At 71.2% G+C, this 15281-nt stretch carries 14 protein-coding genes; 12 read left to right on the top strand and 2 right to left on the bottom strand.

Annotation, left to right across the window (positions count from 1 at the left end; genetic code table 11):
* Nucleotides 1-55: 55 nt before the first annotated feature.
* Nucleotides 56-1177, bottom strand: a complete 1122-nt coding sequence (chvE, locus tag AVW09_RS11600) for a multiple monosaccharide ABC transporter substrate-binding protein (RefSeq protein ID WP_063258225.1) — start codon at nt 1175-1177, stop codon at nt 56-58.
* A 378-nt stretch (nt 1178-1555) separates the two neighbouring features.
* On the opposite strand from chvE, the gene AVW09_RS17975 reads away from it, so the two are divergent.
* The gene (locus AVW09_RS17975) at nt 1556-2068 is read left to right on the top strand and encodes a VOC family protein (RefSeq protein WP_197462618.1); all 513 of its coding nucleotides are present in this window, start codon (nt 1556-1558) and stop codon (nt 2066-2068) included.
* Nucleotides 2069-2241: 173 nt separating this feature from the next.
* Here AVW09_RS17975 and AVW09_RS11590 read toward each other — a convergent pair whose 3' ends face one another.
* Nucleotides 2242-2826 (bottom strand): nucleotidyltransferase family protein, encoded by a 585-nt coding sequence (locus tag AVW09_RS11590; protein WP_063258230.1) that lies wholly within the window; start codon nt 2824-2826, stop codon nt 2242-2244.
* Nucleotides 2827-2877: 51 nt separating this feature from the next.
* Here AVW09_RS11590 and AVW09_RS11585 point away from each other — a divergent pair, with 51 nt between their 5' ends.
* The 11 genes from AVW09_RS11585 (at nt 2878) to AVW09_RS11535 (ending at nt 15275) form a co-directional block, all read left to right on the top strand.
* Nucleotides 2878-3858 carry an XdhC family protein gene (locus AVW09_RS11585; RefSeq protein ID WP_063258223.1) on the top strand — a complete coding sequence of 327 codons (981 nt, stop codon included), beginning with the start codon at nt 2878-2880 and terminating at the stop codon, nt 3856-3858.
* Entirely contained in the window at nt 3855-5153 is a 1299-nt protein-coding gene (locus tag AVW09_RS11580) for an amidohydrolase family protein (RefSeq protein WP_063258229.1), read from the top strand. The genes AVW09_RS11585 and AVW09_RS11580 overlap by 4 nt, the downstream gene beginning before the upstream one ends.
* Nucleotides 5150-5785 carry a helix-turn-helix domain-containing protein gene (locus AVW09_RS11575; protein WP_063258222.1) on the top strand — a complete coding sequence of 212 codons (636 nt, stop codon included), beginning with the start codon at nt 5150-5152 and terminating at the stop codon, nt 5783-5785. Before AVW09_RS11580 ends, AVW09_RS11575 begins: the two co-directional genes overlap by 4 nt.
* Nucleotides 5782-6729, top strand: a complete 948-nt coding sequence (locus tag AVW09_RS11570) for a PDR/VanB family oxidoreductase (RefSeq protein ID WP_063258221.1) — start codon at nt 5782-5784, stop codon at nt 6727-6729. The genes AVW09_RS11575 and AVW09_RS11570 overlap by 4 nt, the downstream gene beginning before the upstream one ends.
* Before the next feature lie 400 nt (nt 6730-7129).
* Nucleotides 7130-8413 carry an amidohydrolase family protein gene (locus AVW09_RS11565; protein WP_063258220.1) on the top strand — a complete coding sequence of 428 codons (1284 nt, stop codon included), beginning with the start codon at nt 7130-7132 and terminating at the stop codon, nt 8411-8413.
* Nucleotides 8414-8420: 7 nt separating this feature from the next.
* Nucleotides 8421-9200, top strand: coding sequence for an ABC transporter ATP-binding protein (locus tag AVW09_RS11560; RefSeq protein ID WP_197462617.1), 780 nt, complete (start codon nt 8421-8423; stop codon nt 9198-9200).
* Nucleotides 9197-10090 (top strand): ABC transporter permease, encoded by an 894-nt coding sequence (locus tag AVW09_RS11555; RefSeq protein ID WP_063258219.1) that lies wholly within the window; start codon nt 9197-9199, stop codon nt 10088-10090. Before AVW09_RS11560 ends, AVW09_RS11555 begins: the two co-directional genes overlap by 4 nt.
* A gap of 154 nt (nt 10091-10244) precedes the next feature.
* Nucleotides 10245-11426: a hypothetical protein gene (locus tag AVW09_RS11550; RefSeq protein ID WP_063258218.1), complete on the top strand. Its 1182-nt coding sequence runs from the start codon at nt 10245-10247 to the stop codon at nt 11424-11426.
* Between the two features lie 127 nt (nt 11427-11553).
* A complete protein-coding gene (locus tag AVW09_RS11545) occupies nt 11554-12885 on the top strand; it encodes an FAD-binding oxidoreductase (protein ID WP_063258217.1) in 1332 nt (443 codons plus the stop codon).
* Nucleotides 12882-13661 (top strand): creatininase family protein, encoded by a 780-nt coding sequence (locus AVW09_RS11540; protein WP_063258216.1) that lies wholly within the window; start codon nt 12882-12884, stop codon nt 13659-13661. The genes AVW09_RS11545 and AVW09_RS11540 overlap by 4 nt, the downstream gene beginning before the upstream one ends.
* A gap of 543 nt (nt 13662-14204) precedes the next feature.
* Nucleotides 14205-15275: an MFS transporter gene (locus AVW09_RS11535; protein ID WP_063258215.1), complete on the top strand. Its 1071-nt coding sequence runs from the start codon at nt 14205-14207 to the stop codon at nt 15273-15275.
* Nucleotides 15276-15281: the final 6 nt, after the last annotated feature.

The following is a 15281-nucleotide window of genomic DNA, read 5'->3' as shown; positions in this document are numbered from 1 at the left end:
GTGGGCGACAGAGAGAGCGGCTGGGCGGGCGAACCCGCCCCGCCGCAGTTGCGGATCAGAGCCCGACGTCGGAGGCCTTCAGGAAGCCCGAGTCGATGAGCTTGGACTGCACGTCGTCCTTGACGACGACCTCAGGCGTCAGCAGGTACGACGGGACGACCTTCTTGCCGTTGTCGTAGGTCTTGGTGTCGTTGACCTCGACGGTCTTGCCGTCCTTGATCTCCTGGATCATCTGGAAGACGCGGTCACCCAGGGCGCGGGTGTCCTTCCAGACCGTCATCGCCTGCAGACCCTCGAGGATCGCCTTGACGTTGGCCTTGTCGGCATCCTGACCCGTGATGATCGGGTAGTCCGCACCGGCGGTGTAGCCGGCCGACTTCAGGGATGCCTCGATACCGATGGCGAGGCTGTCGTTGGGCGACAGGACGACGTTGACCTTCTTGCCGTCGCCGTAGAACGACGAGAGGCGGTTGTCCATCTCGGCCTGAGCCTTGTCGGACGCCCAGCCCTGGATGCCGATGCTGGCCCACGCGTCGTCGTTGGCGGGCGACTTGCCGCTCGGAACGACGAGCTGACCCTTGTCGACGTACGGCTTCAGGACATCCCACGCGCCGGCGAAGAAGAACTTCGCGTTGTTGTCGTCGGGGCTGCCGGCGAAGGGCTCGAGGTTGAAGGGACCCTTGCCGTCCTTCAGGCCGAGCTGCTTCTCGATGAACTGACCCTGCAGGGTGCCCACCTTGTAGTTGTCGAACGTGGCGTAGTAGTCGACGTTCTCGCTGCCGTTGATGAGGCGGTCGTACGCGATGACGGTCGCGTTCTGGGCCTTGGCCTCCTGCAGCACCGGGCCGAGCGTCGAACCGTCGATGGCGGCGATCACGAGGATCTTCGCGCCACCCGAGATCTGGTTCTGGATCTGGCTGATCTGCTGGTCGGTCTTGTTGTCGGCGTACTGCAGGTCGACGGTGCAACCGGCGTCCTGGAGCTTCTTCTGGAGCTGCTCCCCGTCGTTGATCCAGCGCTCGAGGCTGCGGGTCGGCATCGCGATGCCGACGTTGCAGTCGCCGCTGCCGCCCCCGGCAGCGTCTCCGCCGCCATCGGCGGGCCGCGTGGAGCTACACGCTCCGAGACCCACGGCGAGAGCCGCGATGGCCGCACCGGTCAGGATTTTCTTCAGCATTGTGATCTGCGTTCCTCTCTGAACTGCAGGGACCCCCGTGGTCGCACCCGGCGCCCTCCCCGGCGTCGGATCGGGTACGTCCTCGTCCCGGCTTCCTGGTGCCGTCGTCAATTATGACGGCTCCGTGAACATATCCCCGGGCGTGCGCATTTGTCCAGAGTCCCGGGCGCGACGAAATGCAACGAACGCGTAACGGATGCCGCGAAGACCCGCCCCGGATCGGAACGCAGCATCGTTGAGCTGGGGTCGCACGCCACGACGGATGTTGAGAAGACGCGCTCCAGCGCAAAGGGAGCCGTGATCGTTTCTCAACCATCAGACGTCCGGTCGTCGAGGATCGACCTAGACACCTAGGTTTCTAGGTGCCATGCTGCGGAGGTGAAACAACAGTTCAACGTGAGCCTTGATCCTGGCCTGGTACGCGACATCAAGCATCGCTCCATCGATGAGCAGATCTCCCTCTCAGACCTGGTCGCCCAAGTTTTCACTGCCTACCTGAAAGGAAAGACCAGCATGAACGCAGCGCCCCGGATCATCCTTCAACCGATGGTCCACGTCGAAGACATGGCCTCCGCGGTGACCGCTTTGGAGGTTCTGGGAGCGCATGTGCTTCAAGGCAGCCGAGACGGCGACTGGGTACAGCTGAGCGTCGGCGGTGCGGAGGTGGGCCTCCTGGCGCATCCCGCCAACCCTGAACAGGGCGAAGGGGACGTCGAGCTCAACTTCCAATCACACGAAGCCCTCGAAAACATCGCTACGCGAGCCAGGGCGGCCGGCGTTGAAATCGCATCGCCGGTCACGGACGAAGGATTCGGCCGACAACTGCAACTACGCACCGCTGACGGGCTCCTTATGAAGATCAACGAGATCGACACCGACCTGATCACCTGATCGCGCCCTCGACCAGAGCGTTCAGCGACGAATATCCGTCCTCGAGTGCCCCTGTGCCCAGAACGGCGGTCTCCGCCCCGCGAAGGCTGCTCCCGCGCAGCTGGAACGTCCGGGCGACCTTCGCTTCTCAGAGACGCCCGCAGATCCCGGATGCCACTGCGCAGCGGGGCACGTCAGCGGACGTCGATGTCGGCCCCCGACCACAGGTCGCCGCACTCGATCGCCTCGGCGCCGTGCGCGCGAAGGTACGGACGCGCACCGACGTCGCCCCTGACCCCGGAGGCCACGGCCGACCAGTGCGACCTCCCGATCAGGACGGGGTGCCCCGGCAGGCCGCGGTAGGTCGCGAACGCGAGCGCGTCGGGAGCAGAGCGCGCGACCAGCCGGGCGACGGCCGCCGCGGGCAGACCCGGGTTGTCGACCGGGACGACGGCGACAGAGGCCGCGGGCAGGGATGCCACGGCATCCAGACCCGCGCGCAACGACGACGAGACACCCTCGCTCCAGGCTCCGGCGCGCACCGCGATGGCACCCGCAGGGACGAGGTGCTCCGCCTCGTCGGCGGCAGCCCCCAGCACCACGACGACCGGGTCGCAGCCCCCGTCGCGCAACGCCCGGACCGCCTTCTCGACCCACGGAACGCCGTCGGGATCGCGCGCGAGGGCCTTCGGACCGCCGAAGCGACGACCGGCTCCGGCGGCGAGAACGAGCCCCGCCGGGCGGTCCGCGAGGGTGTCGGGAGCGGCCTCGGGGAGCATGGTCACGACAGCGTAGCGTGCGCGAAACACGGCGCGGATACCGTCGCCAGCATGCTCGAACTGGCCGCCGACTTGCTCCCCCTGCTGGAGGCGGGGACGCCCGTCGCGGCCGTCACGGTCACCCGCGTCATCCGGAGCGCCCCCCGCGGAGTGGGCGCCACGCTCGCCGTGACCAGCGACGCGCGGGTCATCGGATCGCTGTCCGGCGGTTGCGTCGAGGGCGACTCCGTGATGCTCGGCCTCGACGCGCTCCGCACGGGCGAGGTGCGGCGCGGGAGCTTCGGTTTCGCCGGTCCGGACGATGCGATCGTCACCGCCGGCCTCGCGTGCGGGGGTGCGATCGAAGTCGTGGCCTACCCGATCGACGGCGCCGACCCGCGAGTCCGCGCCGCGCTGCAGCGCGCGGCTGCCGGACGCGAGAGCGCGATCGACCTCGACCTGGGCGACGGCACGACCCTCGAACTGCGACGGCGCTCCCGCCCCCGCCTCATCGTGCTCGGCGCGGGCGAACACGCGGCCGCCCTCTGCCGTGTGGGGGCGGCGGCCGGCTTCGCGGTGACGGTGTGCGACGCGTGGGCGCTGCTCGTGACGCGCGAGCGCTTCCCCGAGGCATCCGACCTCGTCATCGCCTCTCCGCACGAGTACCTCGCCTCGCTCGAGGACCCCGACGAGCGCACGGCCGTCTGCGTCCTGACCCACGACGAACGCCTCGACGTGCCGGCGATCCGGACGGCGCTGCGCCTCCCGGTCGGGTTCGTCGGCGCGATGGGGTCGCGGGCGACCGTCGCGCGCCGCGCGGCCCTCCTGACACAGGCGGGGGTGACGGATGCCGAGCTCGGCCGGCTGCACTCCCCCCTCGGCCTCGACCTCGGGGCGGAGACCCCGGAGGAGACGGCCCTCTCGGTGATCGCCGAGATCGTCGCGGCTCGACGCGGCGCGAGCGCGCTCCCGCTGAGCGCGACCGACGGCCCCCTCCACGCGGGCGCCGCCGCACCCGGGTGCGCCGTGCCGACGCCGGTGATCGCCGGATGACGGCGCTCGTCATCCGCGACGCCGTCGCGGTGGTCGAGGCCGAAGGCCGCGTCCGCACCGGAGACGTCGTGACCGTGGACGGCGTCGTCGTCGACACCCCCGCCCCCGCCGACGCGACCGTGATCGATGCGAGCGGATGCGTCGTCACCCCCGGCCTCGTCAACGCCCACCACCACCTGCTGCAGACGGCGTTCCGGACGCTGCCGGGCACGCGTGGCATCCCGATGCGCGACTGGCTGCCCGCGATGGCGGGCGCGTACGCCGCGGCCGGTGTCGACCCCGAACTGACCGGGATCGCCGCGCGCGCGGGACTCGCCGAGGCGCTGCTCAGCGGCGTGACGACGGTCGCCGACCACCACCTCACCTGGCCGTCGGGTGCCGACACGGTCGGGATGGCCCGCGCCGCCGCGGGGGCGGCCGCCGCCCTCGGCGCGCGCCTCGTGTTCGTGCGGGGCGCCGCACGCGACGACCCGCAGGAGGCCGCGGCGTCGGCCGAGGCGATCGCCGCCGCGCTCGTCGACGGGCAGCCGGGCGGCGTCACCGCCGACGGGATGCTGCAGGTCGCCGTGGGACCCGCGGGCGTGCACAGCGATCCACGCGAGACGTTCGCCCTGCTCGCCGAGGTCGCCGAACGTCGCGGCCTTCGCCGCCGCACGCAGGCGAACGAGGTCGTCGACGTCGAGATCGCGCTCGACCGCTACGGCCGCCGTCCGCTCGACCTGCTCGAGGACTGGGGCTGGCTGGCCCCCGACGTCACCCTCGCCCACCTGTGCGGGGTCACCGACGACGAGATCGCCCGGCTCGCGGCGGCCGGGGTCACGGCGACGCACGCGCCCGGCTGCGACGTGCCGATGGGCTGGGGCGTCGCGCCGGTCGCGAAGCTCCGGGACGCCGGCATCCCGGTCGGGCTCGGAACGAGCGGCGGCGGCAGCAACGACGCCGGGCACCTGCTCGCCGATGCCCGTCTCGCGATGCAGGTCTCGGCGCTCGTGGGGCCGCAGCTGGCGGCATCCACCGTCCTGGCGATGGCGACCGCAGGATCGGCCGACGGGCTCGGGCGCCCCGAACTCGGCCGACTGACGCCCGGGTCCGCCGCCGACCTGTGTCTGTGGGACGAGTCGGGGGTCGCCGACGCGGGCGTCGCCGATCGCGTCGCGGGGCTGCTGTGGGCCGCGCCCGGCCGTCGCCCGCGCACGGTCGTGGTCGCCGGACGTGTCGTCGTGGACGATGGATGCCTCGTCTCCGCCGACGAGCGCGAGATCACCGCGCGATTGTTCGAGAGGGTGGGACGATGACCACCATGGTTCCCGCGATCCCCACCGACGATCCCGCCACCGGCTCCACGGGCGACGAACGTCTCGGGGCTCATCTGCGCGGCCTGCGCAAAGCGCGCGGGCTCACGCTGACGCAGCTGGCCGAGGCGGCGGCGCTGTCGCATCCGTTCCTCAGCCAGCTCGAGCGCGGCCTCGCCCGCCCCAGCATGGCGAGCCTCGAACGGCTCGCGCGCGCGCTGGGCACGAGCCGCGTCGAGCTCATCGCCGCGTCCGAGCCGCCGCGCCCCGACGAGAGCGCGCACCCGACGTTCGTGCGCGCGAACGAGGGGCTCGTCGGGCCGTACGCCGAGGGCAGCGCGCGCATGCTCGCCGAGGGTCCGCGGCGCTTCGAGCCCATGGAGTTCACGGGCGCGAACCCCGAACCGGGCGATCACTACGTCCACGAGGAGGACGAGTTCCTCACCGTGCTCGAGGGCTCGATCGTGATCTCGCTCGGCCCGTTCGGCGAGACGACGCTCGCGGTCGGCGACTCGGTGTACTGCCGATCGGGCACACCGCACCGCTGGCACTCGCCCGGCGGGGCGCCGTACCGGCTGCTCATCGTGAAGGAACTGGTGCACGGCGCCCCCGACCCCGGCGAAGGAGACACATGAGCGGCGGTCTGACGTTCGAGGCGGTCGTGCGCGAGCGGCGCGAGGCGGCCGACGGTGTGATCGTTCTCGACCTCGAGCGGCCCGGCGGCGTGCTGCCGCACTGGTCGCCGGGCGCGCACATCGACGTCGTGCTGCCGGGCGGGGTCGAGCGCCAGTACTCGCTGTGCGGATCGCCGAGCGAGCGCGGCACGTGGCGGATCGGCGTGCTGCGCGAACGCGAGGGCTCGGTGTGGCTGCACGAGAATGCCCACCCCGGCACGGCGCTCCGCGTCCGGGGCCCCGCGAACCACTTCCTCTTCGCCCCCACCGCCGGCCGCTCCTACGTCTTCGTCGCCGGCGGTATCGGCATCACGCCGATCGTCCCGATGATCGAGGCCGCTGACGCCGCGGGCGCCGCGTGGACCCTGCTGTACGCGGGCCGGTCGCGGCGCACGATGTCCTTCGTCGACGAGCTCGTCGAGAGCTACGGCGACCGCGTCGAGGTGTTCGCCGCCGACGAGGGCACCCGCCTCGATCTCGACGCGCGCCTGGGCACCCCGGCATCCCGGACCGTCGTCTACGCGTGCGGTCCCGCCCGCCTGCTCGAATCCCTGGATGCCACGATGTCGGGCTGGCCGCGCGGGAGCCTCCACGTCGAACGGTTCGAGGCGAAGGTCCTGGGCCCGCCGGTGTGGACCGAGCCGTTCGAGGTCGACCTCATGATGTCGGGGCTCACGGTCGTGGTCCCGCCGGAGAAGTCGATCCTCGAGGTGGTCGAGGAGTACGGCGCCGTCGTCCCCTCGAGCTGCCGCGTGGGCACGTGCGGAACGTGCGAAGTGCCCGTGATCGACGGCGATGTGGAGCACCGCGACTCGGTGCTGTCGCCGGAGGAGCAGGAGGCGAACCGCACGATGATGGTGTGCGTCTCGCGCGCCGCCTGCCCGCGCATCACGCTCGAACTCTGACGCGGCGGGGACCGGGGCGCGGAGTTCCGGCATCCGCCCCTTCTCGTCGGTCAGCGATCCGCACAAGCTCAGCCGCCGACGACGGGATGCCGCTGACGTTGCGCGAATCACTGAGGTTGTGCGAATCACGGAGCGCGCCCGGCGCCCCGGCCTTCCCTCAGCGATCCGCACAAACTCAGCCGCCGACGTCGGGATGCCGCTGAGGGTGCGCGGATCACTGAGGTCGTGCCGCGGCGCGGCAGGTTTGTCACGAGGGTCACGAGCGGGAAATACGGCGGAAACGACCGGTTCCTAGCATCGGAAACAGCCCGGATGTTGGTCACACCAACACTGGCTCGCCGCTCCCGACGGCACCGCCTCGACGATGTGGCATCCCTTCCCTCACTCTTCGGAGGTCCTCGTGTCCGCCGCTCCACCCGTCTCGATCAGCGAGATCCGCAACGCGCGACTGGCGTCCGGTGCGCTCGTGGACATCGCGATCGACGGCGACACGGTGGTCGCGGTGGTGCCGGCCGGGACCCCGCTGCCCGAGACCGACGGCGAGATCCTCGACCTCACCGGCTACGTCGTCACGGCGGCCGGCGCGGAGCCGCACGGGCACCTCGACAAGTCCCAGTCCTGGGATGCCATCCAGCCCCCGTTCGGCGACCTCGTGCGCGCGATCGAGAGCTGGCAGGCCTTCGCCCAGAATCTCGACGAGGACGAGACGCTCGACCGCGCCCGCTCCACGGCGGTGCGGATGCTGGCATCCGGGATCACCGCCGTCCGGACGCACGTCGACCTGCTCCACGGCGACGACGCGCTGATCGGCGTTCGAGCCCTGGTGCGGCTGCGCGAGGAACTGCGCGGCGTCATGGACATCGAACTCGTCGCGCTCGGCGGACCGACCGTGCCCGACGCGGTGTTCGACGCCGCGCTCGACGCGGGCATCGACCTGGTCGGCGGGGCGCCGCACCTCGCGGACGACCCGATCGCCGACCTCGACCGCCTCATCGCGATCGCCCGGCGCCGCGACGTCGGCCTGGACCTGCACACCGACGAGAGCCTCGCCGGTGCGGACACACTCGCCGCCTACGCCCGGTCCGTCACCGGCTGGCACCGCCCCCGGTCGGCGGGTCACTGCGTGCGGCTCAGCATGATGCCGACCGAAGACCTCACCTCCCTGGCGGAGGACGTGCGCGTCGCCGACATCGGCATCATCGCCCTCCCGATCACCAACCTGTACCTGCAGGGATGGGATGCCGACCACGCCGTGCCCCGCGGAATCGCGCCGATCGGCCGCCTCAAGGCCGCCGGCGTCCGCGTCGCGGCGGGCGCCGACAACGTGCGCGACCCCTTCAATCCCGTGGGGCGCTGCGATCACCTCGAGACCGCGTCCCTGCTCGTCGCCGCGGGGCACCTCGCCCCTGAGGAGGCGATGGATGCCGTGACCTCCGGCGCGCGGGACGTCATGGGCCTGCCGGTCGCCGGGCCGATCCCTGGCGCCCGCGCCGACCTCGTCGGGATCCGCGCCGCCTCGCTCGGCGAAGCCGTCGCGTTCGCCTCCGCCGACCGCGTCGTGCTGTACCGCGGACGCGTCGTCAGCCGCACGACGGTGTCGACGCAGACCGCGCTCCCCGCCCCCACACCCCTCGCCGACGCACCCGCACCGGCGCTTCCGACCCTCGTCCCGACCGGAAAGTGAGCGTTTCGTGACCCTCGCCTCCCCCTCCCCGGCAGCCACGCTCGCGGACCCCGCGGCGCCGCTGCTGGACTTCCGGAACGTCGCCATGACGTTCCCCAACGGCACCACCGCTCTCTCGGGCGTCGACCTCGTCGTCCAGCGCGGCGAGTTCGTCAGCGTCGTCGGCCCCTCGGGCTGCGGCAAGTCGACCCTGCTGCGCATCGCCTCGGGCCTCGAGTCCGCGAGCGAAGGCACCGCGACGGTCAACACCGACCGGATCGGGTACGTCTTCCAGGACGCCACGCTCCTGCCCTGGCGCGACGTGCAGTCGAACGTCGAACTGCTCGCCGAGCTCAACTGGCAGCCCAAGCGCATCCGCACCCCGAAGGCGAAGTGGGCGATCGACCTGGTCGGCCTCAACGGCTTCGAGAAGCACCTGCCCAAGCAGATGTCGGGCGGCATGAAGATGCGCGCGTCCCTCGCCCGCTCGCTCACCCTGGACCCGGAGCTCTTCCTCTTCGACGAGCCGTTCGGCGCCCTCGACGAAATCACGCGCGAACGCCTGAACGACGAGCTGCTGAAGATCTTCGTCGAGCAGAAGTTCGGCGGCCTCTTCATCACGCACTCGGTCTCCGAAGCGGTCTACCTCTCCACCAAGGTCGTCGTCATGTCCGGTCGCCCCGGCCACCTCGTCGACACGTTCGAGGTCCCCTTCGACATGCCTCGCGACCCCGAGATCCGCTACACGGGCGAGTTCGCCAAGCTCGTCGGCGAGGTCTCCCACGCCCTCCGGGAAGGACACTCATGAGCACCACCTCTGCAGAGCCGGTCGTCTCCGAGACGTCGGAGCCCACGGCATCCACCCCCGCCCCGACGAGCGACACGGCCCCCACGGTCCCGCGCGGTCGCAGCAGGGTCGCGCGCGCGCTGATCCTGGCGGCCCCGCCGCTCGGCGTGCTGGCCGTGCTCGTGGGCATCTGGTATCTGATCGCGGGCATCCTCACCGCGACCGGCAAGGGCTTCCTCCTGCCGATGCCGCACGAGATGTTCACGAAGGGCTTCTTCGATCCGCAGGTCAGCGTCGACATCTGGACCGCGCTGTTCCGCACCACCGGCGTCGCCCTCACCGGCCTCCTGGTCGCGATGATCCTCGGCATCGGCTGGGCCATCGCGATGTCGCTGGCCCGCTGGGTCGAGCGCAGCACGTACGCCTACGCGGTGATCCTGCAGTGCATCCCGATCCTCGCCCTCGTGCCGCTGGTCGGCTTCTGGTTCGGTTACGAGTTCACGGCCCGCGTGATCGTCTGCATCCTGATCGCCCTGTTCCCGATGGTGTCGAACACCCTGTTCGGTCTGCAGTCGGTGGACAAGTCGCAGCGCGAGCTGTTCCGCCTCCAGAAGGCCAACAAGTGGACGGTGCTCACCAAGCTCACGCTCCCCGCCGCGCTCCCCTCGATCTTCGTCGGCATGCGCACCTCGGCGGGCCTCTCGGTCATCGGCGCGATCGTCGGCGACTACTTCTTCCGCCGCGGCGAACCGGGCATCGGCTCGCTCATCTCCAACTACCAGTCGCGCCTGCAGAGCGCCGAGCTGTTCGCCTCGATCCTCGCGGCGTGCCTCCTCGGCGTGGTCATCTTCGCCTTCTTCGGCTGGCTGTCGAAGGTCGCCGTCGGCCGCTGGTACGAAGCAGCACGCTGACCCCCGCGGGCCCGCCCGCACCGCACCGACCCTTCGCACAGACACCGGATGCCACGGCACCGCGCCCTCGGGCGTGCCCGCGGCCGTGGCATCCGACCCCTCCCGCACCACCTCCGTACCCGAGAGTTCCACCCGTCACAGAAAGCGAAACAGCATGAAGCGCAGCACCCTCCTTCGCGGGACCGCCGTCACCGGCGCGTTCGCGATCGCCCTCACGCTCACCTCGTGCGCCGGGAGCGCCGCGGACCAGGCGGCGCCCGCAAGCACCGACCTCACGGTCGGCTCCGTCGACCTGTCGGCCGACTGCCCCGCGACGATCGTCGTCCAGACCGACTGGAACCCGGAGGCCGAGCACGGTCACCTCTACGAGATGATCAAGGACGACTACACGATCGACGCCAACACCAAGGCGGTCACAGGCCCGCTCAAGGTGGACGGCGAGTACACCGGCGTGAACCTCGAGATCCGTGCCGGTGGCCCCGCGATCGGCTTCCAGACCGTGTCGGCCCAGATGTACCAGGACGACAAGATCACCCTCGGCTACGTCAGCACCGACGAGGCCATCCAGCTCTCCGGCACGACGCCCACCAAGGCCGTCATGGCGCCGCTGGACATCAGCCCGACCATGGTGATGTGGGACCCCGAGACGTACCCGAACGTCAAGACGATCCAGGACGTCAAGCCCGCCCTCGAGGCGAACAAGGGCGTGTGGCGCTACTTCGACGGCTCGGCGTACATCGAGTACCTCAAGAGCGCCGGCCTGGCCAGCCCCGACATCCTCGACGGCTCGTACGACGGCACGCCGTCGAACTTCGTCGCCGCCGGCGGCAAGGACATGCAGCAGGGCTTCGCGTCCGCTGAGCCGTACGTCTACCAGAACGAGGTCTCGGCCTGGGGCAAGCCGGTGAAGTTCGCGCTGATCCACGACTCCGGATGGCAGACCTACCAGTCGTCGATGTCGGTGAAGGCCGCCGACTTCGACAAGCTGAGCCCCTGCCTCACGAAGCTCGTCCCCGTCCTGCAGAAGGCCGGCGTCGCGTACTACAAGGACCCGAAGGCCGCGAACGACCTCATCCTGAAGCTCGTCGACGAGTACAACACCGGCTGGACCTACACGCAGGGCGTGGCGGACTACTCGGTCAAGACGCAGGTCGACCTCGGCCTGGTCGGCAACGGCCCCGACTCGACCTACGGCAACTTCGACGACGCCCGCTTCGCGGACTTCTTCGACAAGGCCAGCAAGGTCTACACCGACCTCGGCACCCCGCCCGCGGCCGGCTACACCGCGAAGGACCTGTACACGAACGAGTTCATCGACACCTCGATCTCGTTCTGATCGAACCGGCCCGGTCCGCCTCGCGCGGGCCGGGCCGTGTCGGGTCCGCTCCACCCCCACCCTCGCCGCGACCCGACCGCGGCCCCGACACCTGGCATCCACCCACTCGCGTCACCCGGAGACACCCATGAGCGACACCGCCACCCGCGTCCTCTCCCTCGAGGACGACCTGCTCGACCTGCTCGGCCCCGCCGCCGTCAGCACCGAACCGCGCGTGCGCGAGCGCGCCAGCGTCGACGGGTCGCCGATGTCGCCGATCATCGCCGCCAAGCTCCCCCTCGGCCTCGCCGACCTCGTCGTGTTCCCGGCGGATGCCGAGCAGATCGCGATCGCGGTCGCCGCCGCCGCGCGGCACGGTGTGCCCGTCACCGTGCGCGGCAAGGGCACCGGCAACTACGGCCAGGCCATCCCGATGCAGGGCGGCCTCGTCATCGACACCACCCGCGCCAAGGCGATCATCGAGGTCGGCGACGGATTCATCACCGCCGAGGCCGGAACCCCGATGGTCCTGCTCGAGCAGGCGGCGTGGGCCGCCGGGCAGGCGCTGTGGATGTACCCCTCGACCGCGCAGTCCACCCTCGGCGGCTTCCTCTCCGGCGGCTCCGGAGGCACCGGGTCCATCGAGCACGGCTCGAACGACCGCGGCTTCGTCGCCGCACTCGACGTCGTGCACGCCGACGGCAGCGCCGACATCGTCCACGTCGAGGGCGACGAAGCCCAGAAGTACGTGCACAACTACGGCACGGCCGGCGTCATCGTGCGCGCCACCGTCCGGCTCGAGCCGCTGCGCGAGTGGCGCGGACTGTGGGCGAGCTTCCCCGACTTCTCCGGCACCCTGTCGGTGCTGCAGACCATCGGCAACCTCGACCCGACTCCGCGCCTCGTGTCCGGCGACGGGCCCGAGATCTCGGCATCCCTCCCCACCGACGAGGCCATCCCGGAGGGCCGGTCGAGCCTGCGCGCGATCATCGACGCGTCGCTCATCGACACCGTCACCGCGATCGTGGAGGGCGCGGGCGGCCGCGTCGAGGCGGTGCGCGAGGGGCCGCAGGCCAGCATCCGCCTGTCGATGCTCAGCTACAACCACCCGATCGAGTGGTACCAGAAGAGCCAGCCGCATGAGGTGTTCCACCTCGAGGTCTCGGGCGCTCCGCTCGCCGAGGACATCGACGCCGTCGAGGCCGTGTTCGCCGGCGCGAAGCTCCACATCGAGTCGACGAAGGCGTTCCCCATCGGCATGCTCGCCGCCCCCTACGTCAGCGAGGAGGACGTGTACCGCGGGATCGCCGACCTCAACGCGATCGGCGTGGGCGTGCACAACCCGCACCAGTGGAACGTCGACTTCAACGTCGAGCAGACCGCCGCGCTCGCCAAGACCACCGACCCGAACGGGCTGCTGAACCCCGGCAAGCTCAACCCCGACTACTCGGGTGCACGCAAGGGAGCGATCATCTCATGAGCCGCCTGCTCGCCGAACTGAGCGGCCCCGCCGCCGCCGAAGCCCTCACCGACACGTCGATCATCGTGCTGCCCACGGGCGCGATCGAGCATCACGGTCCGCACCTTCCCCTGGCGACGGATGCCATCGTCGCCGAGGCCTCCGCCACGGCCGCCGTCGCGCGCGCCGCGGCCCAGGGCATCGACGTGTGGCAGTTGCCGACGCTGTCGGTCACGAAGTCCGACGAGCATTCGTGGGCACCGGGCACGCTGTGGCTCACGCCCGAGACGATGATGCAGACCATCGTCGACATCGGCCGGTCGCTCCTGACCACGCGCGCCCGCACCCTCGTGTTCCTCAACGGGCACGGCGGCAACGTCGCGCTGCTCAACGTCGCGAACCGCGAGCTGCGCCGCCGCTTCGGCCTGCGCACGTTCTTCATGCCCGCCGCGCGCGTGCCGTCCTTCAGCGGCACCGACGGCGGTCCCGACGAGCACGGCACGGGCATCCACGCCGGACACGGCGAGACGAGCATGATCATGCACCTGCGGCCCGAGCTCGTGGATGCCACGAAGTTCGAGGCCACCGTCCCCGCGCACATCGGCGACTTCCGGCACATCGGTTTCAACGGCAAGCCCGTGACCTTCGGCTGGCTCTCGAACGACTTCGGTCCCACGGGCGTGCTCGGCGACCCCACCGGCGCGAACGCCGCCCACGGCGCCGAACTGTTCGAGGACAGCGTGTCGTTCGTCGTCGAGGCGCTCGAGGAGATCAGCCGATTCGACTACACCGCGTGAGCGCGCTGCGCGGGCTGCCTGCACAACGCCTGCGGAATGTCGGGTTTCGGTCGCCGCGGGGCACGGCGGCGGGGAATTGCCGGAGTTGTGCCCGGCCGACGCCCCCGCGGCACCACACCGCGCAACTCCTGCAGAACCGGGTCTCGGCCGGCCGGACCCACCGGCATCCACAGATCCGCCGGAGTTGTGCCGGGCCGACACCCCCGCGGCACCACACCGCGCAACTTCTGCAGAACCGGGTCTCGGCCGGCCGGACCCACCGGCATCCACAGATCCGCCGGAGTTGTGCCCGGCCGACACCCCCGCGACACCACACCGCGCAACTTCTGCAGAACCGGGTCTCGGCCAGCCGGACCCACCGGCATCCACAGATCCGCCGGAGTTGTGGGCGGCAGGGGGGCGCCGCGTGACCGCCGCGGCCGAAGCCACCGGCGTGCGCGCCTACGGGCAGGTGCTGCGGCTCCCGGGGGCGCGGACGTTCGTGGCGGCCGGCATCCTGGCCCGATTCCCCGCGCGACGCTGTCGCTCGGGATCATCCTGCTGGTGTCGGCGGCGACCGGCAGCTTCGGGTCGGCGGGGATCGTCGTCGCGCCGCTCGTCGGCGGCATGGCGGTCGCGGCACCCCTGTGGTCGTCGCGCATGGACCGGCACGGCCAGGCCCGTGTGATCCTGATCTCGCTCGGATGCCTCGTGCTCGCGGCATCCGCTCTGCTCGCCCTGGTGCTGACGGCCGCGCCGTTCTGGACGTGGCTCGTCGCGGCGTTCGCGACGGGTGCATCCACGCCCGACCTGACGTCGGCGGTGCGCGCGCGGTGGACGGTGCTCGCACCGGAGTCGCAGCGGACCCACGCGCTCGCGCTGGAGACGATCGGCGACCAGATGGTGTTCATCTCCGGGCCGCCGGCGATCACCGCGGTCGCCGCCGCGATCAACCCCGCAGTCGCGATGCTCGGCTCACTCGCGCTCGGGGTGATCGGGGGCGTGTGGCTGGCGTCGCAGCGCGCGACGCAACCCGATACGACCCGGGCGACGGGCCGCGCCCGCTTCGTGTGGCCGCCCGCCGGGGTCGTTCCCGTGGCGCTCGCGTGCATCGCGCTGGGCGGCGTGTTCGGGGCGTTCGACGTCACGCTCGTCGGGTGGGCGGAGGTCGGCGGACGTCCGTGGCTCGCCGGCCCCGCGTTCAGCGCGCTGGCGCTCGCGATCGCGGTGGGCTCGGTGATCACCGGCGCCCGCGCGTGGAAGCTGTCGCCGATCGCCCGGTTCATCGGATTCGCCGCGGCGGCGGCGGTCGCCGCCCTCGCGCTCCCCCTCACCCAGGGGCTCACCCCGGTGCTGTTCGTCGCGATCCTGCTGCTCGGGCTGCTGATGTCGCCCGTCATGATCTCGGGGATCCTCGTAGCATCCGCCCGCGCTCCCGAAGGACGCGTGACCGAAACGCTCGCCTACCCGACCGCGGCGATGTCGCTCGGCGTCCCGATCGGCGGGGTGATCGCCGGGTCCGCCCTGGATGCCACGGGCCCCGCGACCGCGCTCGTGACGCTCGCCGTGGCACTGGCGTGTGCCGCGGCGATCGCCGTCGCGGGGGAAGCGGTGCTGCGGGTGGGGCGGCGCTGACGCGAG

This window comes from Microbacterium sp. T32 (assembly GCF_001619615.1).
In the GTDB taxonomy this organism is placed as follows: Bacteria; Actinomycetota; Actinomycetes; order Actinomycetales; family Microbacteriaceae; genus Microbacterium.
Note: the sequence above shows the minus strand (reverse complement) of the source record. Positions and strands in the feature narration are given on the sequence as shown.